Origin of the sequence: Streptococcus mitis, from assembly GCF_002096815.1 — a bacterium.
Lineage (GTDB): Bacteria > Bacillota > Bacilli > Lactobacillales > Streptococcaceae > Streptococcus > Streptococcus mitis_AD.
The window spans coordinates 148319-170964 of sequence record NZ_NCVJ01000018.1 but is presented as its reverse complement, the minus strand read 5'-3'; the positions used below and the strand labels follow the sequence as shown (position 1 = coordinate 170964).

Annotated in this window: 39 protein-coding genes and 1 tRNA gene; 3 read left to right on the top strand and 37 right to left on the bottom strand. The window is 40.1% G+C overall.

Translation table 11 applies throughout. From position 1 onward, the window contains the following. The 34 genes from B7696_RS03920 to B7696_RS10410 form a co-directional block, all read right to left on the bottom strand. Entirely contained in the window at positions 1 to 360 is a 360-nt protein-coding gene (locus B7696_RS03920) for a hypothetical protein (protein WP_084862272.1), read from the bottom strand. A gap of 74 nt (positions 361 to 434) precedes the next feature. Continuing rightward, entirely contained in the window at positions 435 to 893 is a 459-nt protein-coding gene (locus B7696_RS03915; protein ID WP_070478170.1) for a phage tail tube protein, read from the bottom strand. Next, positions 894 to 1295, bottom strand: a complete 402-nt coding sequence (locus B7696_RS03910; RefSeq protein ID WP_049511152.1) for a minor capsid protein — start codon at positions 1293 to 1295, stop codon at positions 894 to 896. It lies immediately after the preceding gene. After that, entirely contained in the window at positions 1292 to 1654 is a 363-nt protein-coding gene (locus B7696_RS03905) for a minor capsid protein (RefSeq protein WP_084862270.1), read from the bottom strand. Before B7696_RS03905 ends, B7696_RS03910 begins: the two co-directional genes overlap by 4 nt. Further along, entirely contained in the window at positions 1654 to 1995 is a 342-nt protein-coding gene (locus B7696_RS03900) for a putative minor capsid protein (protein ID WP_049488130.1), read from the bottom strand. Before B7696_RS03900 ends, B7696_RS03905 begins: the two co-directional genes overlap by 1 nt. Beyond that, entirely contained in the window at positions 1982 to 2374 is a 393-nt protein-coding gene (locus B7696_RS03895) for a hypothetical protein (RefSeq protein WP_049511150.1), read from the bottom strand. Before B7696_RS03895 ends, B7696_RS03900 begins: the two co-directional genes overlap by 14 nt. 12 nt (positions 2375 to 2386) lie before the next feature. Beyond that, entirely contained in the window at positions 2387 to 2617 is a 231-nt protein-coding gene (locus tag B7696_RS03890) for a hypothetical protein (RefSeq protein ID WP_084862268.1), read from the bottom strand. A 5-nt stretch (positions 2618 to 2622) separates the two neighbouring features. Continuing rightward, positions 2623 to 2790, bottom strand: coding sequence for a hypothetical protein (locus B7696_RS10320; protein WP_158086161.1), 168 nt, complete (start codon positions 2788 to 2790; stop codon positions 2623 to 2625). A 15-nt stretch (positions 2791 to 2805) separates the two neighbouring features. After that, the gene (locus tag B7696_RS03885) at positions 2806 to 3630 is read right to left on the bottom strand and encodes a major capsid protein (RefSeq protein ID WP_084862266.1); all 825 of its coding nucleotides are present in this window, start codon (positions 3628 to 3630) and stop codon (positions 2806 to 2808) included. 32 nt (positions 3631 to 3662) lie between these two features. Continuing rightward, a complete protein-coding gene (locus tag B7696_RS03880; protein WP_084862264.1) occupies positions 3663 to 4241 on the bottom strand; it encodes a phage scaffolding protein in 579 nt (192 codons plus the stop codon). A 148-nt stretch (positions 4242 to 4389) separates the two neighbouring features. Then, entirely contained in the window at positions 4390 to 4671 is a 282-nt protein-coding gene (locus B7696_RS03875) for a hypothetical protein (RefSeq protein ID WP_084862262.1), read from the bottom strand. Next, positions 4668 to 6311 (bottom strand): phage minor capsid protein, encoded by a 1644-nt coding sequence (locus B7696_RS03870; RefSeq protein WP_084862260.1) that lies wholly within the window; start codon positions 6309 to 6311, stop codon positions 4668 to 4670. The genes B7696_RS03875 and B7696_RS03870 overlap by 4 nt, the downstream gene beginning before the upstream one ends. A gap of 68 nt (positions 6312 to 6379) precedes the next feature. Next, positions 6380 to 7891, bottom strand: a complete 1512-nt coding sequence (locus tag B7696_RS03865; RefSeq protein ID WP_338092167.1) for a phage portal protein — start codon at positions 7889 to 7891, stop codon at positions 6380 to 6382. Positions 7892 to 7902: 11 nt separating this feature from the next. Beyond that, positions 7903 to 9201: a PBSX family phage terminase large subunit gene (locus tag B7696_RS03860; RefSeq protein ID WP_084862258.1), complete on the bottom strand. Its 1299-nt coding sequence runs from the start codon at positions 9199 to 9201 to the stop codon at positions 7903 to 7905. Next, complete coding sequence (terS, locus tag B7696_RS03855) at positions 9170 to 9889, bottom strand: phage terminase small subunit (protein WP_084862256.1); 720 nt, start codon at positions 9887 to 9889, stop codon at positions 9170 to 9172. The genes B7696_RS03860 and terS overlap by 32 nt, the downstream gene beginning before the upstream one ends. A gap of 304 nt (positions 9890 to 10193) precedes the next feature. After that, positions 10194 to 10284: transfer RNA gene (locus tag B7696_RS03850), tRNA-Ser, on the bottom strand. 139 nt (positions 10285 to 10423) lie between these two features. Next, the gene (locus tag B7696_RS03845; RefSeq protein WP_084862255.1) at positions 10424 to 10831 is read right to left on the bottom strand and encodes a DUF1492 domain-containing protein; all 408 of its coding nucleotides are present in this window, start codon (positions 10829 to 10831) and stop codon (positions 10424 to 10426) included. A 75-nt stretch (positions 10832 to 10906) separates the two neighbouring features. Beyond that, positions 10907 to 11221: a hypothetical protein gene (locus B7696_RS03840; RefSeq protein ID WP_084862253.1), complete on the bottom strand. Its 315-nt coding sequence runs from the start codon at positions 11219 to 11221 to the stop codon at positions 10907 to 10909. After that, positions 11205 to 11621: a YopX family protein gene (locus B7696_RS03835; RefSeq protein WP_084862251.1), complete on the bottom strand. Its 417-nt coding sequence runs from the start codon at positions 11619 to 11621 to the stop codon at positions 11205 to 11207. Before B7696_RS03835 ends, B7696_RS03840 begins: the two co-directional genes overlap by 17 nt. Then, the gene (locus B7696_RS03830) at positions 11618 to 11878 is read right to left on the bottom strand and encodes a DUF1372 family protein (protein WP_084862249.1); all 261 of its coding nucleotides are present in this window, start codon (positions 11876 to 11878) and stop codon (positions 11618 to 11620) included. The genes B7696_RS03835 and B7696_RS03830 overlap by 4 nt, the downstream gene beginning before the upstream one ends. A gap of 35 nt (positions 11879 to 11913) precedes the next feature. Continuing rightward, complete coding sequence (locus tag B7696_RS03825) at positions 11914 to 12228, bottom strand: hypothetical protein (protein WP_084862247.1); 315 nt, start codon at positions 12226 to 12228, stop codon at positions 11914 to 11916. 25 nt (positions 12229 to 12253) lie between these two features. Next, entirely contained in the window at positions 12254 to 12769 is a 516-nt protein-coding gene (locus B7696_RS03820; protein WP_084862245.1) for a RuvC family protein, read from the bottom strand. Next, entirely contained in the window at positions 12766 to 13098 is a 333-nt protein-coding gene (locus B7696_RS03815; RefSeq protein ID WP_084862243.1) for a hypothetical protein, read from the bottom strand. The genes B7696_RS03820 and B7696_RS03815 overlap by 4 nt, the downstream gene beginning before the upstream one ends. A gap of 13 nt (positions 13099 to 13111) precedes the next feature. After that, on the bottom strand, positions 13112 to 14476 hold the full coding sequence (locus tag B7696_RS03810; RefSeq protein ID WP_084862241.1) for a PcfJ domain-containing protein: 1365 nt from the start codon (positions 14474 to 14476) through the stop codon (positions 13112 to 13114). After that, entirely contained in the window at positions 14473 to 14937 is a 465-nt protein-coding gene (locus tag B7696_RS03805) for a Cas9 inhibitor AcrIIA9 family protein (RefSeq protein ID WP_084862239.1), read from the bottom strand. Before B7696_RS03805 ends, B7696_RS03810 begins: the two co-directional genes overlap by 4 nt. A 125-nt stretch (positions 14938 to 15062) precedes the next feature. Further along, positions 15063 to 15908, bottom strand: coding sequence for a PD-(D/E)XK nuclease-like domain-containing protein (locus tag B7696_RS03800; RefSeq protein WP_084862237.1), 846 nt, complete (start codon positions 15906 to 15908; stop codon positions 15063 to 15065). Next, positions 15905 to 17101, bottom strand: a complete 1197-nt coding sequence (locus tag B7696_RS03795; RefSeq protein ID WP_084862235.1) for a DUF1351 domain-containing protein — start codon at positions 17099 to 17101, stop codon at positions 15905 to 15907. The genes B7696_RS03800 and B7696_RS03795 overlap by 4 nt, the downstream gene beginning before the upstream one ends. Position 17102: 1 nt before the next feature. Next, positions 17103 to 18032, bottom strand: coding sequence for a recombinase RecT (locus B7696_RS03790; protein ID WP_084862233.1), 930 nt, complete (start codon positions 18030 to 18032; stop codon positions 17103 to 17105). Positions 18033 to 18043: 11 nt separating this feature from the next. Then, positions 18044 to 18274: a hypothetical protein gene (locus tag B7696_RS03785; protein ID WP_084862231.1), complete on the bottom strand. Its 231-nt coding sequence runs from the start codon at positions 18272 to 18274 to the stop codon at positions 18044 to 18046. Further along, positions 18271 to 18450, bottom strand: coding sequence for a hypothetical protein (locus B7696_RS03780; protein ID WP_084862229.1), 180 nt, complete (start codon positions 18448 to 18450; stop codon positions 18271 to 18273). Before B7696_RS03780 ends, B7696_RS03785 begins: the two co-directional genes overlap by 4 nt. 105 nt (positions 18451 to 18555) lie before the next feature. After that, positions 18556 to 18699 carry a hypothetical protein gene (locus tag B7696_RS10415; RefSeq protein WP_000196747.1) on the bottom strand — a complete coding sequence of 48 codons (144 nt, stop codon included), beginning with the start codon at positions 18697 to 18699 and terminating at the stop codon, positions 18556 to 18558. Beyond that, complete coding sequence (locus tag B7696_RS03775; protein WP_084862227.1) at positions 18686 to 18946, bottom strand: hypothetical protein; 261 nt, start codon at positions 18944 to 18946, stop codon at positions 18686 to 18688. The genes B7696_RS10415 and B7696_RS03775 overlap by 14 nt, the downstream gene beginning before the upstream one ends. Next, entirely contained in the window at positions 18939 to 19151 is a 213-nt protein-coding gene (locus B7696_RS03770) for a hypothetical protein (protein WP_084862225.1), read from the bottom strand. The genes B7696_RS03775 and B7696_RS03770 overlap by 8 nt, the downstream gene beginning before the upstream one ends. Then, entirely contained in the window at positions 19151 to 19312 is a 162-nt protein-coding gene (locus B7696_RS10410) for a BOW99_gp33 family protein (protein WP_192856280.1), read from the bottom strand. Before B7696_RS10410 ends, B7696_RS03770 begins: the two co-directional genes overlap by 1 nt. Positions 19313 to 19419: 107 nt before the next feature. Between B7696_RS10410 and B7696_RS03765 the strand changes: the two genes are divergently transcribed. Then, on the top strand, positions 19420 to 19629 hold the full coding sequence (locus tag B7696_RS03765; RefSeq protein WP_084862223.1) for a hypothetical protein: 210 nt from the start codon (positions 19420 to 19422) through the stop codon (positions 19627 to 19629). Here the strand turns inward: B7696_RS03765 and B7696_RS03760 are convergent. From B7696_RS03760 to B7696_RS03750, 3 genes are all read right to left on the bottom strand, one after another. Beyond that, positions 19606 to 19854, bottom strand: a complete 249-nt coding sequence (locus B7696_RS03760; RefSeq protein ID WP_212573776.1) for a hypothetical protein — start codon at positions 19852 to 19854, stop codon at positions 19606 to 19608. The genes B7696_RS03765 and B7696_RS03760 overlap by 24 nt on opposite strands. Before the next feature lie 188 nt (positions 19855 to 20042). Next, a complete protein-coding gene (locus B7696_RS03755; RefSeq protein WP_084862219.1) occupies positions 20043 to 20309 on the bottom strand; it encodes a helix-turn-helix domain-containing protein in 267 nt (88 codons plus the stop codon). Between the two features lie 214 nt (positions 20310 to 20523). Next, positions 20524 to 20730: a helix-turn-helix domain-containing protein gene (locus B7696_RS03750; RefSeq protein ID WP_049490402.1), complete on the bottom strand. Its 207-nt coding sequence runs from the start codon at positions 20728 to 20730 to the stop codon at positions 20524 to 20526. 182 nt (positions 20731 to 20912) lie between these two features. Between B7696_RS03750 and B7696_RS03745 the strand changes: the two genes are divergently transcribed. Further along, on the top strand, positions 20913 to 21647 hold the full coding sequence (locus tag B7696_RS03745; RefSeq protein WP_142358826.1) for an XRE family transcriptional regulator: 735 nt from the start codon (positions 20913 to 20915) through the stop codon (positions 21645 to 21647). Positions 21648 to 21658: 11 nt separating this feature from the next. Beyond that, positions 21659 to 22429 carry a type II toxin-antitoxin system PemK/MazF family toxin gene (locus tag B7696_RS03740; protein ID WP_084862217.1) on the top strand — a complete coding sequence of 257 codons (771 nt, stop codon included), beginning with the start codon at positions 21659 to 21661 and terminating at the stop codon, positions 22427 to 22429. Positions 22430 to 22646: the final 217 nt, after the last annotated feature.

Below are 22646 nucleotides of genomic sequence, written 5' to 3'. Positions count from 1 at the left end.
TCAGTCACCTAGATATTTTTTGAGGGCATCTGTATTGTTGCGTTTCTCCCATTCTGAGATAACCCCTGTGATAGCCTCAAGCAAGTAAGCCATAGTATCGACAGTCGAGCCGTTAGAGAAATCATAGACCTTGTTATAAGCGTCTCGGTCAAACAGCTCTGTCCATGACCCTTTTACCAAGTCTTGTAAAGTTTCAAAGGCCTTACTGTCTTCTGTGTTGGCTAGTTTTTCGCCGTCTTTTTTGAGCTTTTTACCAACTGACTCCATTTTGTGGATGTTTTTGTCATTGGCTACAAATTCAAGCCTGAACTCTCCAAAATCAACAGGGATGACATTGTCACGTTTCTTAATTACTACCATTTGTTTTCTCTCCTACTAATTTTTTAAAATCAAAAATAAAAAGGGGAGCCTGTTCACTCCCCTAGATCAAATCATCAACCGACTACAGCAGACTGTTTAGGCGCCACATTCCAGCTGATAGTGCACTTAAAGGTCTCATACTCAGACGCATCTCCGCCTCCAATTTGGATACCTGAGACAGTAGCGACTCCGACATATTGAGTTTTGCCATCAGCGTCTACCACTTTAAACCAGACATTACGGTCATCTCCAGTTTTAAAGCGCATAGCTGCAACAATTGCCTGAGCTTCATCCTCTTTGATGTAATCGCCCTCAAAACTGTAACCACTCTTAACAGACGTCACTACAGTTTTTTTGGTGCCGTCGCCGTTGTAGTATGCAATGTCATCTGTATCCTCGTCATTTTCAGCCTCGGCGGTTTTTACTCCGTCCGCAAGCCATTTCCAGGCGTCATTACCTGGCTCAGTAGCTGGTGCTGTTGGTAACCATGGCGCAAGAAAGTGTTTGCGTTTGGCGTTTTTCATTTTTGGCATTTAGTTTCCTCCATTTGTTTCAAGTTTTGCCGTTACATCTAACATGTAAATATAAAAACCTTGCTCATCACGGTCATTTAGGAATGGCTGTGATACTTCAAGGCCTCTGAATTGATATGAATTATTTTTGCTAGGTAGTTCCAGATTAAAATCGGCGAGAGCATGATTGATGGCCCACAGGATAGAGCTTGTCTTCTGGTGATCAGTCGTTTTGATTGCCACCTCAAATACAAGGCTAATATCCTGCTTACCGTTCATGTACTCTGTTAAAATCTTCCCACCTGGCAAAGGATAAAGGACTAAATCCTCCCTCTCTGATAAGTAATCTAGCTTACAAGTCAGAGGGAGGTTTAGTGTGTTGATGAAATCTCTAAGGACTTCTGAAAAATCATTGTTATTCATGCTTTTACTCCCATTGCTCTTAGACCCGTTTTCTTCCAATCATCAAGATATAACGCTGAGGCTTTCAAGTCCCACCGCTTGCCTGTTCCAGGAGTCGTGTACTTCTTAAAGACAAAACTCCTATTCTTGTTATAGCTCGATCCGTAGAATTGAGCTCTAGCGTAAGGTCCAGGATATTTACCCCCATCCTTAGTAGCCTGACCGCTACCACTTAAGTCTCCACTCTTTCGAGGAATAAAAGGGGTAAAGTCAGTCAACATTTGATTAGCGATAGCTAACTTCCCCTTAGCTAGTGCCTGTGGGGATACCTTTTTCTCAATACCTTTTAAATCAATCTTGACAGATACGCCTATTCCCATCAGATACACTCCACTTCATAGCAAAATACTTTTTGTTTGTGTGGATAACTGACAGGAACCACAGAGGTCACTCTGTACTCACGTTCTCCGTCGTTGATAATGGCATTTTCAAAGGTCTTGTCTAAGACGATTGGGCAATATTTAGGGTACACAAATAACGTACTAGGCTTGGACTCTTTACGGTTGTTCTTCGTACCTTTGACTTGATACTGTCTGTCAAACCTAACAGTTCTAAGGGTCACTGGGCTCTCAAATACTTCTTTACCCCATCCGTCTTTTTCTCCTGTGGTTTTCTGAATTGTTACAGTATCAATCAATAACCGTTTATCAATGTCTGTCATAACCTACCCCCCTAAAGCCAAATCCTACCGATTTCAGAGTATTCAAGGCGTCAAGTGATAAGTTATACCTAGCACTCTCTAAAGACTGGCTAGATGAGTTTTGGTAGGTGATATGAGTGCGCCCTAGAACCACAGTAGAGACTGATTGCTTATCATCAGCCGTAGTGATCCCACTAGCGTCCAAATATGCTACCTGGAAAGCCGTAGCCAGTTTGACAGCTTGCTTTCTGTGCTCAATTTCTTTTTCAAAGTCTACAAAGCTGTAGAAATTGTTAAGAAAGAGGTTGATAGCAATCTCTGCCCTCTTTAGTAGCTTTTCAAACTCCTCAACTTCATCAAAACCAAAGTCCTTAAATTCATCTTTTGTTAAGTAGGTCATGACTTTACCGCCTTAAATTAAATAATCTGGATTCTCAGAAAGCCCTGGGATTACATCTGAAGTTGGTTCTTGAGATGGGACAACTTGCTCGATTTCTTCTAGCCAGTTGTCTCCATATTCCGCAAGTGTCTGTCTATTAATTTCATCCGCTTCAGCAACTGTCATTTCATACGCATTATTTGCATCAAACTGCTGCCCTGTTTTTGCCATAAAAAAGTTTGTTTTAGCTTTAAATGTAGCCATTTATTTTATTCCTCCACTTCGTATCCTTGATTTTCAAAGGCTGAAATCATAATCGGGTCAGATAGAGTAAACGTTACTCCATCTTTTTTCAATGTTTTTGGATCTTTTACTTCTGGCTCCTCTTCAGTTTCTTTAGATACAACCAAAGTCTCTTCAATGTTAGAATCGTTCATTTTTATCCCCTTTCACTAAGCTGATTTGTGAACGTAGATAGCTTTCTTCTTGTTGTCAAGAACAAAAGCGTCGTAACGGATACGCCCCTCAACGAGCTTGCCGTTAATTCCTGGTGGGTTATCGTGGATCTTGTAGTCTTCCAACTTAATAGGAGATGGAGTAGCCACAGGATGAGCAATAATAAACTCTACATTTTGTGGCAATCGTGATGTAGGTGTCAAAACTACTGGTAAGCCGTCAATCATACCTACTTGACCATTGATAGTAATTTCTTGACCAAGGTCAGAGTTTTTCACAAAGGTTGGGTCAAGTTTGATAAGTTTGTAGAATTTAGGAGATACATGCAAGATACGACCAGCTGTTGGGACGAAGGCGTCAGTTAGTTTAACCTGACCATCAAGCACAAGCTCGTAGGCGTTTGTTTTAGTTACTGAACCAGTAGCAATATGATCTGTATCTGCACCAGCTACGATTGTTGCAAAACGGTAAGTATCAACTTCAGGGATAACGACCTCTGACAACTGACGTGCAAGGGCTTTTCCTGCCTCCATAGTGCCATTTGTGTCTTGCTCAGATTTCTTGTCAATCGTAAATGTGAAAGAACGGTCTTTCTTCATTGTCATAGTTTGAACTGCATTCCCAAGCTCCTCAGCGTCACCGTAACGGTTTTGCCCAGATGTCTTGTAGTCATTCATTCCTGTCGTAGGGATAGAGTAGACCTTGACTGTGTCAACTCCAAGGAAATCAAAATCTTGGTTGATGATACCAGTAGATAGGGCCTCTTTAGCAAAGCGCTCATCTACTTTTTCATCAAATTTAGCTGCGTAATTTACTGCCATGTGTAATATTCCTCTTTTCTTTATTTTTGGTTTTATACGCTATCAAAGCCTGCAAATAGGGCTTTGTCCTCTGCGCTTAGATGATCGTATCCAGTTTCTGCTGGTGGATTTCCGTGCACAGAGATATTAGGGTTAGGCTGCTTGTCCTCAGCTTGGAATAGGTAAGGGCTTGACTCTTTGAGTGAGTTGATTGTGTCCTCTAACTGAGGTTTTCCATCTTCTCCTAGCTCGATTTTTTCTAGGTCAATGAATTTCATCAAATCCTCTGAGTTGTAAGCTCCTACGTCTTTTAAAGCAAGGGCTACAGCGTTTGTTTTAGTGATATGAGCAAGGTTTGCCTCACTATCTAGCTTGTACTGGTCAAATTGGGCTTTTAGTTCTTCAAGCTGTTGTTTGCTTTCAGCGCTAGCTCCCTCTTTGGCCTGTAGATCATTGATAGCTTGGGTTTGTTGCTCAAGCTGTTGTTTTAATGTGTCGTTTTCGGCTTGTAGTTCCGACTTGGCTTGTGACTTGGCATTTTCAATACCTGCACCGTACGCTTGCATAATATTGTCAATGACAGCCTTGTCCTCGATACCTGCCTCAACTAACATTTCACGTTTAAGACTCATGTCTTAACTCCTCCTTTTTTACGTCACATGGACAAATTAAGACAGTTTTACGCCATGCTCCAGGGCAAAATAAAAAACCGTATGGATTTCCATTCGGTTTATAGTGGTTTATAGCAATTTATTGCACAATAAAAGCGCCTAGATTGTTCTAAGCGCTAAGTTTTACTAACTGTTTTGCCTTTTTATAGTAAGGTGTTAGGAAATTGATAAATCCTTGCTTATCACTTGGGTCATGTTCCTCTAAGAACATCATCAGCTCAAAGTCATTGAGAGCGTCAAACATTTCAGGGTTTTCATTGTCCCAAGCCTCAGCAAAATCCTCATCTTCTCCAAAAAGGGAGTTAAACTTAAAGGAGAAATCCCAAAAATTATCAATCTGACCACTAACTGCTTGTTCTAGCATGTCTAATACTTGTTGACTGTATTTCATAATGGTTTAAATCCTTTCAGTTTTTTACGTTTCATCATAGTTACTACAACATCTGTATCAGGCTCAGTGATGTAGAGGATACCGTTATAGTACCTTGCAAGTCTGCCGTTCTTCTCTGATACATAGTTAGGAGGTAGAGAAAAAGCTGTCTTTACTGTTTCATAATTGTAGGTAAATGTGCCGTCATTGCGCCTCATACGTTCTATGTAGCGTGCTATTGCATGATCTCCAAACACTATACCATCATTCTTGAAATTAAAGTAAGCCTCCACTGCCTGTTGTTTCTGCTTGTCTGACAGTTTCTCTTGAATGTCCCCCTTGAAATAATTGACAATCCTATTATCATACCTCAAGGAGTCTTTTTCTAATCGACTCAACGACTTGAAATCACTATAAGACTTGGGTGCTTTATTTCCCAAATTTTGTAGTATTTCAGAATACTCCTTTTTAGAGCGTTTGTCAATAGTTTTGTATAACTTTTGAACAGCGTCATCATTATAGTAGTATTTCTCACTAGCATAATCACGATGTAGGAAAGAGTGCTGTTTGAGATAGTCTCTCATGGCTCCCTGTTGGATCCTAACCTTGCTCTTATACTTTTCTATCAGCTCCTGGTCACCTAGTTTCTCTGCAACGTGTAGAAATTCCTTAGACTGTCTGATAGAACGCTCCAGGGCTCTCTGTTTGGCCTGTACGTTTGCGTTTTCTATCGCTTGCTCTGGAGTCAAGTCTCTTAACTCGTCAGGCAAATCAGGCTTGTAGTTAGCCCCCGGAATGTATGGTGTCATCTCATGAGTACAGTTAATACCCTGACAGCCTCCAGCATATCCATAGCCGTAGTCTGATAGCGCCAAAATACGCTCCCCTTTTTCCGTCCTAGCAACTCCAGTGGTTACAATCTGATGCTGCAAAGGAGCGCACATCTCTCTTGCTGTGGCCTTTTTGTGATAGTAAAAGGTATCTATCCCCAACTCCTCAGCTGGAGCCATTCTGACTTCACGATAGACACGCCAAGCCGTCGATTTGATGACTTGCCTAGCGTATGTGTCAGCTCTCCAGCGTTTACCTTGGCTATCAGTAAAGCCATAAAAACCTTTCTGAGCCCATTTCATGACTGTATCAGAGATAGCCTTGTCTGAGGTGCTGAGCCCTGTAACAACCTTGGCCACGCTCTCCTGGACTATGGACTGATAAACCTTTCTGACACTCATTGGTAGAGTGGTATTGATGAGGTTGTCTATATCTCCCATAGCTTGATTGACATAAGCAGCTAGATTGGTCTGAATGATAGAGTTGCCAGCAAAGGAATCTCCACCAGTAGCCTCTAAAAGCTGTTGTTTGGTGTCTTTATAGATTTTGTAACCCTCATTTTGGATAACATGCCTAAGTTGTTCCTCAGCAAGCCCTGAACGATCAGAAATGAGCTTGAGGTTATCCTCGTTGAGGAGGCCCATCTCATTCATTTTCTCAAGTTGCCAAATATAAGGGTTGTCCTCAAGACTAGCAGAGCCACGCTCTTTGATACGGTCTATAACCTGGTCAAATAGATCCAGAGTAAGCTGATGATAGATGTCTGCAACCTGACTAGCGTCAAGCATTAGCTGCTCATCATTGAGCTTGATTGGTTTCTTCTCTTTCATAAGCTCTTGTAAGTCCTTTAGTTATTAGCCGGCTTGGGCTTTTTATTCCAAATAAACGCCTCAGCCTATCAATTACCATATATTTCAACATCTTCATCACTCCTGCCGTTGTTAGCCTCGCCAATAGCATTCCCACTGATTTCAGCTTTGATTTGTCTAGCTTTTTCAGGCGTAACATTGAGCACCTTTTCAATGGCCATGACATCCGTAGCAAAACCAGCATTTACAACCTTAACCCAGTAGTCCAGCTCAGCATTTCGGTCTGTAAAGACTCCATCATCAAGGTTAATGCTGATTTTATCCATTTCAGGGATATTCCCCTTATAAAGACCGTAAGCCTTGCCTAGCTCTAACATTGAGATAATGAGCTCTTTCAGTGACTGCTCTACTAAACTGACAATACTGTTTCTCATCTGATAAGTGTCTGAGTTCTCTGATACAACCTCAGTAGCTGTTTTCAAGCTCTTACCATCAAAGGTAAAGGTACCAGAAGACACTCCTATCTGCATTTCAAAAATCGCCAGGGTCTTATTGATAGCCTTGATATAGTCATCTGAGCGGATAGGCGTTGTAAGGTCTGTAATGCCTACACCCTTGTCCATATCTCCTGAGTCAATCTGTTCATAGACATTACGCCCAGCCTCAAACTCACGCTTGACTGTGACATTCTCGCCCTCCTGATTGTACTCAACTTTAATCATCTGACTAGGGACGGCCACTCTGCGCTGGCCCATCTTAATCTCCCACATAAACTCGTCATAGGTCGTATTAAGAAAGTCCATTGTAGTCTTGGCATTATCAAAAATAGACAAGCCAAGGGCTGAGTTAATATCTTTGTTATTCATCCCTGGGGTCTTCAAGTAAGTAAAGAGAGGACGACTCAAGCCGTTCAGGTCTACCACTTCCTCAAGATCCTCATAGAGGTCTGACAGAGGTACCCTAACGCCTACAATGTTCTTATTATCAGACTTGTAGAGCTCGTTAGTGACCGTGTACTTGTCATCCTTGCCCCATTCGTGCAGTTCAATCAGCGTGTAAAACTTCTGCTTGTTACCCTCTGACTTGATTGTCTTAGTGATAATAGCAGCGCTAGAAACATCCTGTGTGTTGTTTTGCAGAGGCAAAAAGACAGGCGCTTGAATGAAAGAGACTCTTACCTTGTCTCTATCGACGTATGGCCTCATAGCCAAGCCCCCCAGCGCCAAACCACTCTCTAAGTAACGCTCAAAGTTCTTGACAAATCTGTCATCTTGTAGCTGTTTCTGAATGAATTTATTAGCGTCTTTGTCATCTAGCTTGATTTCAGCCTGTTCATTAAACACTAGGCTTGCAATCTTCTTGGCTGCTGTACGTCCAATAGGCAGATGGTTGAAAGCTCGTTTTTGAGGCGTGTTATTGCTGTCAATGTAGTCAATCTGTGGATAATGTCCTGCATAATACTTGAGATTTTCCCTAATGCGGTCATACTCTGCGGATGACACTGCTATTTTAGGGTGATCAGTGATATTCGTTAAGTTCTGTGTCGTCATCACATACTTGCTCCTTGTGAAAAAATTCTTGATAGTCTGTACTATTCCCATTGTTAGCTCCTTTAGGCTTTTAGTCTTAGCTCTCTAGCGTTGTCTAGGACAAAATACTTGAACTCGTCCACCGTGTGGTCATCTTCCTTGATGACTTTTGGATCATCAGTATTAAGTGACTTGTCATCATAGCGGTACATCTTATGCTCCTCTATGAATACCTTGTTATTTTCTGTATCAAGGTAGTAGAAACGCCCCTCAGCTAGTAAGCTAATAACCATGTCTATCATGGTCTGGTTTTTCTTCTTAGCCACAGGGTGCCAGCGCTCACCATAGTCTTTGAAATATTGGTTTCTCAAAGCTCCCTCCGCACTATCAATAGTCATTTTTAATTTAGGTACTCTGTAAGTCTTCATGACCTTGTCTATAAAGTCATGTATCATCACAGAGAGCTCACTAGGCGCCTTTTTGATGGTCTTACCAGCTGGACTATAGTAGAACGTATCAAGTAAGATAACATTACCCTTGGCAGTGAGGCCGTAAGCTCCACAGGCCGTTGCTGACTGTTGGTGTCCTGTATCTAGGGCAAATGATATACCTATCACTTTATCGTTGTCAGGGAGGCTTTCTAATGGCTTAAAATAGCTCATGTTATAAACATGATTACCTAAACCGACTACCTCGCCTAGATACATCCATCTGTAGTAGTCAGGGTCCGTCTCCTTGTATCGTTCTATCTTGTCTTTCATCTGCTTAGACAAAAAACCTAACTTGTCATCAAGGTAGGTGCTGTGATGTATCATGTAAGTTGGGTCACTAGCTTTCTCAGCAACCCACTCATTTATCCAGTCATAGGGATTTCTCGGAGGGTTGTATGTGAAATAGACTTTGACCTCTTTGCCATTCGGTAGCTCTTGACGGATGAAAGTATCCTCAACTATATCAATGTCTTCACGGCCTGCGAACTCAGCCAATTCCTCAAACCATACGGCCATTACATAGCCTTTGGCTATCTTCTGGGACTTGAGTTTCATTGGATCGTCTACACCGTAAAAATAAAATGCTGTACCTGTCTTCTTGTGGGTGATTTGTAGGGGAGATTTCCCAAACTTGAACTGATTAGCTATCCCCATCTCATAAATGGCCCATCTTATCTGCTCATACACTGACATCCTCAAGTACTTACCTACCTTGCGCAGGACTACCACATTTCCCATAGGGTCATTGATAAAGTCATTTACAAGGTCAATGGATACCACAGAGGACTTAGTAGAGGCACGTCCACCCTTTAGCACTATGTGGCTCTTGAGTGTGTAGAGGACTTCATCAAATACTGGGTTAATCAGTTTCGCTAGGTTCAGTATTGCCATTATACTCACTCCTATCAAATGTAAATCCAGTAATGACTGTATCATCCTCATCATTGGAGCCTAGCTGAGCTTTGAGATTATCAATCCTCAAGCGTTGCTCCTCAGTAACGAGAGGGGAACGTGTGAGCTCGTCGTAGGTCTTAATCATGCTTTTAAGCTCTGATTGAGCCCTTGCCATTGCAGCCAACGCCTTGCCTTGCTTATCCCATGCTGTGTGGACTTCATAGCTTGCTCCACCTTTAGCTGTACTAGCAATCAGCATAGTATTAGTATCATCAACGTCCTGCACATACAGAATGCGCTGAGCATGCAACAGATTGGCGTAGGTCAGCGTGATATTTTCCCAAAGGATGTCAATGGGCTGTTTTTCTGAAAGCTCTTGCGCTATCTCATATACCTCTTGAGGTAGATACTTAGCAAACAGTCCATGTTTTAGGGCGTTTTGATTGCCTATACTTCCGCCTTTGCTGTTCTTATTGCCTTTCGGCGCTCCCCGTGTTCGTTTGGTAGTACTACTTTTGTTTTTTGTAGTACTACATTCGCTCCATTTGTCTCTTAACTTCCAAACTGAGATAGTTTTTTCAGGCACGCCCAACATTTCACCAAGCTTGCGGTTAGTGATGTTTCCGTTATTCTGCTTATAAATCTCAAAAGCTTTATCTCGGTTTGGGTCTCGTGCTCTGCCCAACCTATTACCTCCTATTTGTCCGTTTTGTAAATCAAAAAAAGCCACTCAAAGAGTGACTCAGTGCAAGCAGACTACAGACTTGCGTGTTAATTAGTAATCAATTTGAAAGTTTTCCTTTTTTTATTTTTTGTAGTCATTTAAAACCTCTGAGGGAATCAAACCCTCTAGCTTATAACTTATCCGGAGTATAATTAGCTACGCAATCATGCAAGGTCTAGTCGCTCCGCAACCATTTTTAAGTTAATGAGTGATATATGAACCCCCACCCAGAAGATTTAACTCGTTCTGGGACACAAACACTCAAAGGAGAGTGTGGGATTTGAACCCACGGACCGCACATAGGCGACCACCCGTCTAGCAAACGGGCGCATTCAACCTGACTCTGCCAACTCTCCATGTCAGGGAAGGCTTACTGCCTTACCCTTAATTCTTGATACTACCATTTTAACAGATTATCGTTACAGTGCATATCAAGATTATTTTGATTAACACATATTCTCAAGATATTCTCAAGATAACTCAAGAAATTCCAAATTATTCCAAAATTACCTCTAGCTCTTCAATAGCAACCTTACGCATGCTGTAATACGAGCTCTTGCTGATTGATAACTTATCACAAATATCCTCGATATACGTTTTAGTAATATATGTCATTCTCAAAATTGTCCGATACTTCGGATTTGTTAACTTATTGATCATTCGACCTAATTCAAGTTTCCTGTCAATAACTTCTTTGGTGTCCTGTTCTATAGCCTCTTTCATCACGACAAGCTGAGTATAGACATCATCAACTTTTCTAGTCTGTCCGCCTTGGACTTTGACATCCGTCCATTTAGGACTTGAGAGCAAACCTGCCTCAAGCTCATTGATTTCATCTATACGGCTTTGGATGTCCATGTCAAGGTCTTGTAATTCTTTCAATAACTCTTTAGCCTTGTTCACTCTCTGTCTCCTTTGTGATATAATAGTCTTTGTGAGAACTATTAGCTGGGGCAGAGATTGCCTTGGCTCTTTTTATTACCAAGTTATGTGAATTTTCTTGTTAGAAACGAATTCTTGCTCAGTGAAAAAATTTTTAGATAAATAAAGCTTATATTTGACAGTAAAGCCAGAGCCTAACAATTCTCTTAATGCTTCCAATGTTCTTTCGTCTCCTAATCGATTCCTGAGATATTCGTCTCTAACTGACCAAACATCGATTAAATAGCCTGTATAACCTTTTTGAGCAGAAGTTTTTAGTTTTCCTTCTAGGTTATATTTCTTAAAATAACGCTCAAACCATTTAGCATGGCTTTCTGAGCTAAGTTGCTGTACTTCATCGAATAGTGTCATGATTTACCTCCAAAAGCTCCGGATTTTCGTAGACATTGCCGATGATTTCCTCGTCTTCAGTCCACGCATACCCACTTAACAACCCCTTTAGATATATAGCAGGCATTCCGCCTATGTATGAGCCACCGTATTCTTTTTCTAAATACACTTCATGTGGACATCCTCTTGTACATTTTATAATATCTCCGACAAAAACCTCCTTGCCGTTTTTATCAAATAATCCTGTTGATTGCATGAGTTCGATTTCGTCAAGCTTCACTAACCCACCATATATATTCCCATTATATATATTTCTACGGAAAGATAGATGAGCTATTTCTCCTGATTCTTTGTAACGAATAAAGGATATCCGACCCATTTCTTCCCATGTCTTGTGCCACGCTCTAAATTTTGTTGTCATAATCTCACCTCGTCTCCAATCCTTAAAGATTCGTAGCTTGTTTGCGTGACTACGAAAATGCCATAATTTTTAATAGTGATTGTGTGCATGTCGCCAATTTTCTCCTTTTGAACAACCTTGCCTTTAATTTCTGCGCCTTGATTGTCAGCTTTATAGACGATAATTGGGCGTTTTTCTTCTAATTTCTTAATATGGATACTCTGCCAAATATTCAATCCAGCAGACAATAATATCCATATAACTATAAATCGTTTCAATCTGTGACCTCTTTTTCTTGTATTGTGTCCTACTTCTAAAAAATATCAATTTTAGCCGTTTTTAATTCCAATATAACGTCAAATCTAATACAGTTTATTTTCTTAGTCATGTCAACCAAATCCACGTTAGGCTTGAAAAAATCGCTATAGACCAAGCAACGGTGGCAAATATCGTCTAAAGCCACTTTGGTTGCATCATCAAGAGTAAAGACTTGATTCACATTAAAAATAAAATCTCTAATGTTATCAAGCGCTTTAACGCTAATAACGTTGTTCTGCATATCCTTGTTAAAAACTTGGGTGCTTTTGACAAATTCAATGATTTTATTTTTAGTCACTTTGTCTTTCATTTTTCCACCTCCTCAATTTTATTCTCTAACTTATCTTGTGACTTTCTAGCTCACCGAATTCACGCCCTTGGTTCACGAAATACGAACCAATAAGGATCGCATCTGCCTCGTCGTCTTTGACATTCAGGTTGAATCCGTCTGAAACCTTAGCAACAGCCTGTATCTTCATTGATTTCTTACTTCGGTCTTTGTAGCTAAATTTCCAGTACTTGCGCCAGGTCGACACGTTCACGAAGTACACATTGTCAGCAATCAGTCGACCAAGGATGATACCTGTCACAATTCCGATGCTAATCATAGATTGTTGATTTGGTCCCATAACCGAGTTTTTCTCGACCACAATCGATTCAAAATGGCAGTCGTGTTTCTGGAGCGCTCTAGATTGAATCGCTCGCAGTTCGCTAGCCATGAAGCGCCCACGTTCAAAGAATGATTTGCTTTTATGCTTTAAGACACCACTCTGGACAAGGTCAGAGCCGTAAAATACGGCCCATCCTGTCGCAGTAGTTGAAATGTCTAACGATAATGTCAGAGATTTCATTGCAACTCTCCCTTGATTCCACAAAGGTCGAAGAGATTTCGCTTGTTGTTCTCGATGAACTCGAAGAACTTCTGAAGTTCGGCCAAGTGGCGTTTCTCCCTCTTGACTCCAAGGCTCGTATGATACTCTGTTGGTGTTTTCGGTGTTACCCTGATGTCTAGCCAATAAAGAGGCTCGAACACGTCGCCACTTGTGTCAAGAGAAGTGTCTGCGTCCGTATTTCTGAAATGCATCTGCATATCATATTCAATTTTGTTTGTAATCGTGATGTTCTTATCTACGATTTCTAGTGTGATACTTGTTCCTGGGATGTCGATTTTATTTAGCATTTATTTTTCTCCTTTATGCTACTTTTTTTACTAATTTCGTTTGCTTCATCCATTCTCTGGCTATGTCCCATACTTCAGCTGGTACATCTTGGTTATATTTGCCACGAAATTGAGCTATCTTCCCCTGCCTTACTTCGAGTGTGTAAAGAGGTTTTTTAGGTTGATTTGATAGACGGACAAACACTATTAAGGTATTCCCTTTAAAATGCTTGTCTGTGTATGAGCTTACGCAGTGGTGTAGCTTCTTGCCCTCATAGATAAGCTCGGCCACTTTTCTAGGGACATGGAATGCGTATCCCTGGATGGTCTTATCCATTCCTTCTCTGAGTTTAAATTCAGCTTCAAGTTGCTTGCGTTTCTTCTTATCTTCCAGTTTTTGTTTTTCTTCGACGAATTGATTGTATAATCCGACTGTGTGATTGTGCATTGCCGTAAAATCCTTTGGTACAAGCATAGCATCACCTTCAGGCTCAATGCCCATTTCTCGTAGCATCTTGAGATAGTCAAGGTATTCATTGAAGTCAATATGATTCTTGATAACCCAATTCTGAAACTTATTGATCCCGATACCTTTCGGTATGTGCTTGATATCGTGGTAAGTCAGATAAGACTCAATGCCAGGCACTAGTTGGCCGTTCCGTTCTTTTAATCGACGGCTCAATTCAAATTCATTGAAACTACGATTCGAGTTCTTAAAGAATTGTTTGTTCTTTTGAAGCCATCTGCGGTTCAAGGTTCGCATATCTACATTTCTTGTAAATCCAATTCTGTAATCTGGATACATGATTTCGTTGGCTAATCTATAAGCATGAATTTTCTGAGCAAATTCAATTTCAAACTTATATTTGTAAAGCCGTTCAATTTCCCAATAGTAAATATTCCCGAACTTCAAATATTTGAGTTCAGATACCTTTTTAAGTTTTTCAACCCAGTTGTTTGGATAGAATATATTACCTGTATAATATCCTCCGCTAAAGAAATTAGCGAAAAGATACGGATAAAATTGTCCGTTGTAATCTTGGCCAATCTTCACATGTTTGTCATTTTCGAATCGCTCCAAATTTGTAAAATGCCAATCGATAAATTGTTTTCCTTCAACCAACTTCGACCTGAATTCATAAGATTGTATTTCGATACGTTTCGAAGTGCTGAGAATGATAGAGAAAAAGTAAGTCTTGTCATAAAAAGTGAGCCGTGACGACTTTATCAGTCGCTTTTCAATACAATGACCAAGATTCAAATCTGAAGCAATTATGGTCTTGTCCTTATTGGTCCATTTGTACGTTGTGATTTGCGAATAGCACCAGCTCCAGAAGTTTGCAGGTGGTTTCAATCGTCTATCAGCTTCTCGCTTGCATTGTTCGTTGATCTTGCTCATGCTAATTCTTCAAAAAGGTCCAATTGGCCTTCGACTACTCCTTTCTCCTTCTTAATTTTAGGTTTCTTGATGATATCATCGTCTGGACCAGCGCCTTTTCTAATTTTGGCCACGTCAATCTTCTCTTCTTGAGAATTCTGAGGTTTTTCTTTCTTGATAGATTCGACTGGTACCTGTTCAATGTTGGATACTTGTGAATTTGAAATAAAATAATCTCGAATCCATCCAAAAACAGTCTCATCATCGATACAAGCCACTCCGTTTTCAGCGAAGTTTCGAGCTTTTTCTTTCGCATATTTTAGAGCGCATGTCAGAGAATATCGCTCTTTTAAGATGCCTTGAAATAGTTCTTCATCTTCCTGGTCACAAATCCAGTTATGAATGCGATCAAGTGCGATATCGTGTGGTTTATTTAATTCCTCTAGCAACTTGGCCAGGGCTTTTTCTTTGATTTCATTCATGTTATTTCAAAAAAATGCGACTGCCTTTGTGATAATTGGCTAAATACGGGCAGTCGCTCGTCCAAGGTCACATGACCTTCATTGACGTTTTCTAGTTCGCAGTTTTACAAGAATACACGGCTTGTTTATTTTTGAGTTGTTTCCCAAAGAGATAGATCATCAATCACCTCCACACGCTGGCTCAAAGCTTTTGTTTTGCAGTATTCACAATGGCCGCATGGCTTTGCCTTCTCTTCGCCTCGCTTGACCTTATCAAGATGCTGAATCAGCATAGACAGCTCAGTCAGCTCATAGTCGAGTTTTTCCTGCGATTGGAAAACAATCGCCCGGGTATCAGGCGTCGACTCTTTCGTCACTGCGTAAATAATAGGGGTGAACTCTTTGCCGTACTGATTTTCCAGCATCTTCTTGTAAGCAGCCATTTGAAGGACATATCCCCAAGCCTCGAACCAGCGGACTTGAATATTTCGTCCGCTTGCTTCATCCTGAATCCAGACCATGCTATCAATGTCAGATTTCGTGGTCTTAATATCCACGAAATACCCTTTTTCAACATTGAGACAGTCAATCTTGCCTTTGAATTCCACGCCTTCTATTTTGCCTGTTACAGCAACCTCTTTCTGGCCGACATAGTAGTCCATGAACTGCTTATCAGCTTCCAGTCGCTCAATCATGCGCTGACCAACCAGGAAGTCAGATTTTAACTGGCCTTTGGTCTTTCCAGCTTTTGAAATCATGGCATCTGCATTTTTATCCATAAATTTCTTATGTACTTCTGGACTTTCAAAATAGCTGTGGACCATGTTCCCGACCAAGAGAGCTGTGTTGTCTCTCTGGTCTTCCCATTCTCCTTCCAACTCCGCTAGCGCTCGTGCTTCGCACTCTCTAAATCGCTTATATTGCGAGATAGACCAGTAGCGACGTGCAGAAGCTGCTGAATAGTAGTCTTTACCAAGTAAATCCATTGTCATTCCATTTCCACCCTTTCAGCCTTGCTTGCCATTTCAGGCATTACTCGGACAATAATCCCTAACTCTTGAGAAATAGCCTTGAATTGCTCTTTGACTTGACGCATATTTTTTTCAGGGAAAATAATTTCCATATTTTGGTATCGATAACCATATTTTTCAGCCACATCATCAGAAGCCATATTTTGCGATTTTTGGCCTACTTCTTGTTCGTGGGCACTATTACCCTCCGAACTCGTTTCAGGCTCAAACTCTGGCTGATTTTGGGTGTAGGATTGATTCTGAGTGTTTCGTTCTGCTTCCGCTTGAGCTTGTCTCATTTCAGCTGCGTCTGCGTGTAGGATATTGATAACATCCAAAACGGACTTGCCTTCCTTGAGCATGTCAGCGTATTTTTGAGGAGCTAGATCATTATCCTCTGCAATGGCTGTCATTTCCTCGATACGCTTTTTAAGCTCTTCCTCCGCCTTGGCTTTATCAGCTAGGTCTTTATCGTCTAAAATGGCCTGCAGGATATCCTCCAGCTTGGCGCCTCCTTCATAAAGTCGGATATAGACAACTGGGCCAAAGCCGGCCTTGGCAGCTGCTTCTGTTATCTGGATAAGTCCGGCCTCGCGTTGCTGTTTTTTGGTTGCTTCTTCTGCGACCAAATCAACAATCATCTTAGAGGTCGCTTGATTGATCCGCACATTATCAGCCATGAAGCACTTTTTCTTGCTGAGATCATCAAAGTAAATAGCAAACAGCTTGATATCAAGATCGACTCCGCTATCTGCGATTGCAGATTCAAAAGCCGCTCTGACTGTTTCCTTGCGAGTTTCTGTCGCTCTCTCTTCAAATTCTTTAATCTGGTTTTTGATGTCTGTCTGCAAAGTTTTGATAGGGTCCAGTACAGCATTAACCCATGCTTTCACTTCGTCCAACGGATTAGAGTAGTCTTTCAGTTGGTTTTTGAGTTCTTGTTCAATCTGACGTTGCACTCGTCCCAATTCATCTTTAACCTTGGTATCATCTAACAAAGTCTCTTCTGTTACGATATAGCCTGCGTATTTTTTCTGATAGGCAGCTAAAGCCTGTTCCAAAACTTCCTTACCTTGAATTTTGATTTCGGCAGCTTTTAGGACAAAGCCGACCTCTAAATCCGTTACTGGAACAAGTTCGAGGCTATCCGTTACATCTTTTAATTCTTCAGTCATTTTAGAAATCCTCCCCTTCTAGCATGTCCATTTGACCATTTTCTGGCTCCTTATCAATTACTTCACCCGTTTCTTGATCAAAATCTGGACCTTCATCTGCTGAGTAGCTTGTATCTGTGGTCGTCAACTCCTGGTTGATAACCTCTTTTTTTGGTTTTTCAGTCACTTCTTCAGAAGCTCCAAGGATACTATCTAATGTTTCAGCTTCTTCTCTCACTGGTTCAGCTTCTTTCATTTGACGATCATTGTCGTACTCGTCAGCAATTGTGTTATTGATTGCTCCAGCGAACAAGTCGCTGTCATTGCTTGTGTTGATAAACATTTTGGCAGCTCGGTTGATAACCGTACGCATGGCCATCTGGTCAGGGAAGTCGATTTGGACATTTTTCGTTTTCGCCTTAGACCATGACTTGTCAATTTGTTTTTTAGTCATGACTTCAAAGAACTCTTCTCCATCAGTTCGAGTGATGATGCAATAAGCAGCAATTATTGGATTATCTGCGTTCTGCCAATCTGTCTCATGTTTGACTAACTTCTTACGCCCGTTTTCAACTGATACCTCTAGTGTATCCCCTTTGTAGACAACATTAGCAGTAACGTCTTTCACCTCTTGCAAATCTTTAGTAACTTTAATGGTCCCAAAATACGACATTCTAAGCTGAACATCCGAACCATATTTGATAAAGTAACATTGCTTTTTAGCCGGGCTCAGTCCTTGGGTTACCATTTCTAACAATGCATTATAAACGCTGTCTTGAGTGCACTGTTGGAGTAAATTCCCGCTATTAGAATTTTTTAGAGCATAATATGCTGAACTGAGTGCATTGCTAACGCTATAATTCGGTGCAATCAGGAGCCCTTCCCCCTTCATCGCTTCGATTCGTGTTGCAACATTTGATGTAACTTGCTTCTGTGTTAGTTCGTTTGTCATTTTCATTTCCCCTATGTGTTCATGTTAATTCTGCGACTAGCATTACTGTTTAAGGTATCTAATTCATTATTGTAGTCTTGAATAAGTTGCAAATTCCTGTCAATAAAACGTTCTACAACTTGGCCTAAAAGTTCTTGCGTTGTTACACCTCTTAACTTAGCAAGAAGTCCGATGTATTCTTTTTGTTTCTCAGATACCTCTGCTCTTATAAATAGCTTCCCTTTGTTGGCTATCTGCGTCATTTTCTTCTACCTTTCGTCTTCTTCAAATTCCAATTTTCACGTTTTATACGTCTATTTTCATTTTGCAATTTTAAAATAATATTTTGTTGTTCGTTGATAACTTCTCCGAGTTCTCGGCCGAGATGCATATATTCAGCTCGCCAGTTGTCGATTTCTTCGTGTAGTTCATGAATCATATTTCATCACCCACATATCGATACTGCCCACATCCAACATAGATGTACTGGCTAGGGTCAAGTTCTTCTCGTGGTTCAGGCGGTTGCATTATGTCTCTATCGTAATCAAACATGAGCATACACCTTTCCAAGTTCCAGAACTCGTTTCACATATCTGGCCTTGGATGTTAGCCCAAGGTCCAGCAATTCGTTTTTTTCTTCATGATTGGCCAAAAGCCACACACGATTTTCAAGTTCAATTCTGGTCATCTTCCTGCTCCACCTCTTCATCTTTCAGTTTGATTTCTAGTCTTGTTATGGCTTCATCTACTGACTTGCCGTCTAAGACGTCCTTGATCATGTGGCTTACATCATGAAACGATTTAGCTCTGGTTCTTCCTTTTTCGCTATCAGGAAACAAACCGAGGTCTTGCATAAGTAGAAATGCTACGCTTGCGTCGTGCATTGCTTTCTGAAGTTGTTTTATTTTCTTGATTGTACGAATTGCTTTAAGCATATTGTTGTCCTTTTTCGATTTGTTCTTTTTCTTTGTAGATTGCCAATTCTTGCTTCAAATTGTAGATTTCTTGCTCGAAAGCAAAGCGACGTTTGCGCTCCTCAAATAGTTCTGTCATGAGTTCGACCGCTACCTCTCGCCAGTCAAGGTTAATTGATTTAATAACACCTTCGAGTCTGAGTTTTAACTTAGTAAGTAATTTCATTAAGCTACGCCCTCTTCGTTAGATTGCTTGTTTATGCCTAAAATAATGTCATAGTACGAATGACCGGCAGGGATGACATATCCTGTTAAGTCTTCAATGACTGAACCATCTGCCATGATGTTTACAATTCTTGGTTTCCATTCCTTTTTTACTGTTTTCATGATATAATTACCTCGTAACTGTTTTACTGAGTCCCTCAATGGAATTGCCGTTCCAGAGGGGCTTTTTTGCTATAATTAACTTATCCTAAACGAAAGGAGGATAAGTGATGAGTTTTAATCAAACTCTCGCTGATAAAATTCTTGAGTTTGCTGCGCTTGAGCCATCTATCCCAGTAGGTACAGGGCACGACTTCCACGCTCCAGAATTTGAGGAAGATGATTTCAAAGATACCGCCAAGCAACTGATTTCATCTGGTCAAATCACTGGTTTACTCAAGGAAGATTTCAGTGGTCTATTCATTGAGTTCAGACAGTAATGTTTGAACTCCTACAACTGCCATCATCTCATCTACATCAATAACATCTGGTGTAAATGTGACGGTGGCTTTTGGTTTTCCGTTCGCAGGCATTTCTAGTCTGAAGCCAGTGACCCCTCTGCCAAGCTCCCAGTCATTGATTTTTACTGAATAACCTGAAGAATTAAGAGATTGACCCTCAGTAGGTTCCTGCTTGGGTTTAATACTTAGTTTTAATTGCTTCACGTTTGCTCCTTTCCCATTTTTGCAAAGTCCTAAAATTGAAATTTCTCTCTTTTATTTATTAAGAGAAGTAGGACTTGTTGTTAGTTAATATTTATTGTTATTTAATACTTGTTGTTAGTTAATATTTGTTAGTGTAAAAAAATTTACATGTATTATTTTTACATGTATTATTTTTACATGTATTATTTTTACACCTGCAAACCTTGTGACCTCAACTCAGCAAAAAGTCTCTCTTGCATTATTTGAAAACTAAATTCTGATATTTTTCTATCAGAGAAGAATCTAAAGATTCGCGAACCAGTCCCGCGCCCAAAAGATACCTTAATTTCTCGCAAATAGCCCGCTTGTTTCAATTTCTCAAAGTGCTTTAAAACAGTTCGATAATTCAAGCCTGCTCGTTTTGCTATCTCTTCAGGGTAGACTTGCCAGGTAGATATATTGCTCAAAACAATCATCAGTACTCCTATTTCAGCTGCTCCAAGCGCAGGATCGTTGATAAAATCATTACTAACAGCAGTATAGTCGTTAGTTGGATTCCTGAAAGATGAAATCCACTTTTAAGTTATAAAGTTTTTTCTTATCCATGCGAGCTCCTTTCTCCTTTTATTTTTTGCTCCTCTACTCCATCAAATCGATTGTGAACGAATTTTCGTTCACTTAGTGAAAAAATTAAGCAGTATCACCTGCTGGAGTGAAAAGGTATTTTAGCTCGTACTCTGGAAAAAATTTCTCCTGAACTAACATAGCTTCTTGAAAAGTGAAAGGGTACTTCCCTTTTAGCTTGTCGCTAACAGTTTGTGATCTTACACAAAGATAATCAGCGATATCTACAATAGAAATGCCCTTTTCCTTTCGTGCCTCGTCAATATTCAACATACGCAACTCCTTTCTAAACGAATTTTCGTTTATTAAATTTTAAAATTAAGCTCGTTGATGAGCTTGATTATATAATAAACTTTTTTTCGTTCATTGTCAACAAAAAAACAGCAAATTTTTAATTTTGTTTTTCTTTACAAACGAAATTTCGTGTGGTATAATAAAAAAAAGGAGAAATAGCTATGACAGAACAGGAACTAAGAGAGCTCATAGAGCTGAAATACGGGAGCGTTCGGCAGATGGCATTAAAAGTCAACATGCCAGCTTCTACCATAAATTCCATTCTCAATAGAGGGATTTTAAAATCCAATGTTGATAATATTTTTAAAATCTGCTCAGCGCTTGGGATTCGCCCTGAAACATTAGCTGACGGAGTTGATTTTCATAAACTGGAGACTGAAGCACCCGAAATCCTAACCATCTACAACCAATTAGAAGAACCTAGACAAGAGAAAGTCCTCGACTTTGCCAATGCTCAACTTGATGAGCAGGAAAGCTCTAAGGTTGCTTCTATCTTCGAGAAGGTAAGCAATGAAGATTATATCATTGACTACGTCGAGGGACTGGTTGCTGCAGGTCATGGAACATTTCAGGAAGATAATCTGCATATGGAAGTGAGACTCAGAGCTGAAGATGTACCAGAGGAATACGATACTATCGCTAAGGTTGCTGGTGATAGCATGGAGCCACTCATAGAAGATAATGACTTATTATTTATCAGAGTAGCTAGTCAAATTGATGTCAACTCAATCGGTATTTTCCAAGTGAACGGCAAGAACTTCGTCAAAAAGCTTAAAAGAGATTATGACGGTTCCTGGTACTTGCAAAGTCTAAATAGTGGATACGAAGAAATCCATCTGACAGAAAACGACGACATCCGTACAATCGGAGAGGTCGTAGATATTTATAAAGTGTAGGGGTTCTGAATTTGGGAAAAATAGAAAACCTTGCCCTACTATCCGAGGCAACCGAACGGCTTATAAGTTTTGTAAAAGATAATCCCCATTACCATAAATGTTATGGAATGGGGCAAAGTCTTTTGAATTATGTTGAGCAGTTAGAAAGAGACCTACATAAAAAAAGGCGTCGTTACAAGACATATGCTCCAGGAACTATAGTATATGTCCATTTTGGGATGAATTTTGGAGAGGAATTTTCAAAAACACATTATGCTATCACACTCTCTAAAAACGATAGGAAAGATAAGCGGACTATAACTGTTATTCCTTTAACGTCTAAACCAGGTAAAGATAAACTAAAACTTGATTTTGAATTTTCAAGAGAACTCTTTTATTTAACTTACGAATTAGCAACTACGTCTGCTAGAAAGATAAATGACGAACTCCTAGAGGAAATAAATTCCGTTTTACCTGATAATATTGCACCTATCACTGATATAACAGATATGCCTTACTTATTCGAAAACATAGATAAGTACTACGATACATTGAAAACTGTTTATCAGAAAAAGAAAAAATCTACTGAACTATTAGAAAAAGCTAACGAGCAAATGGATAGATTTCAGAAGAGTTTAGAGAAGACGACTTACGCAGCCTTAGATTGCATAACTACTATTGATAAAAATAAAATAGAACCACGAACATCAGAAATTGATGTTTTATCAGCTACAGTTATCGGAGATAGGCAACTGAGAAAATTATCGGACGCAATTAGCGAACGGATTATATTTGACAATTAAATAGAAATTTTGATAAAATACAGTTGGATTACCTAGATGAACTCATCTAGTGCAAAATACGGCAGGTAGCTCCTGCCTCGGTCACAGCTGTACAATAATTGTGCAGCTTTTTTGATTACACAAACAAAAAAAGCCCCACGCTCAAAGATTGGACCCAGAGAGCGTGAGGCTAGCGACAAGAAAAACTTTTCAAAAGATATTACCTTTTGAGATGTTT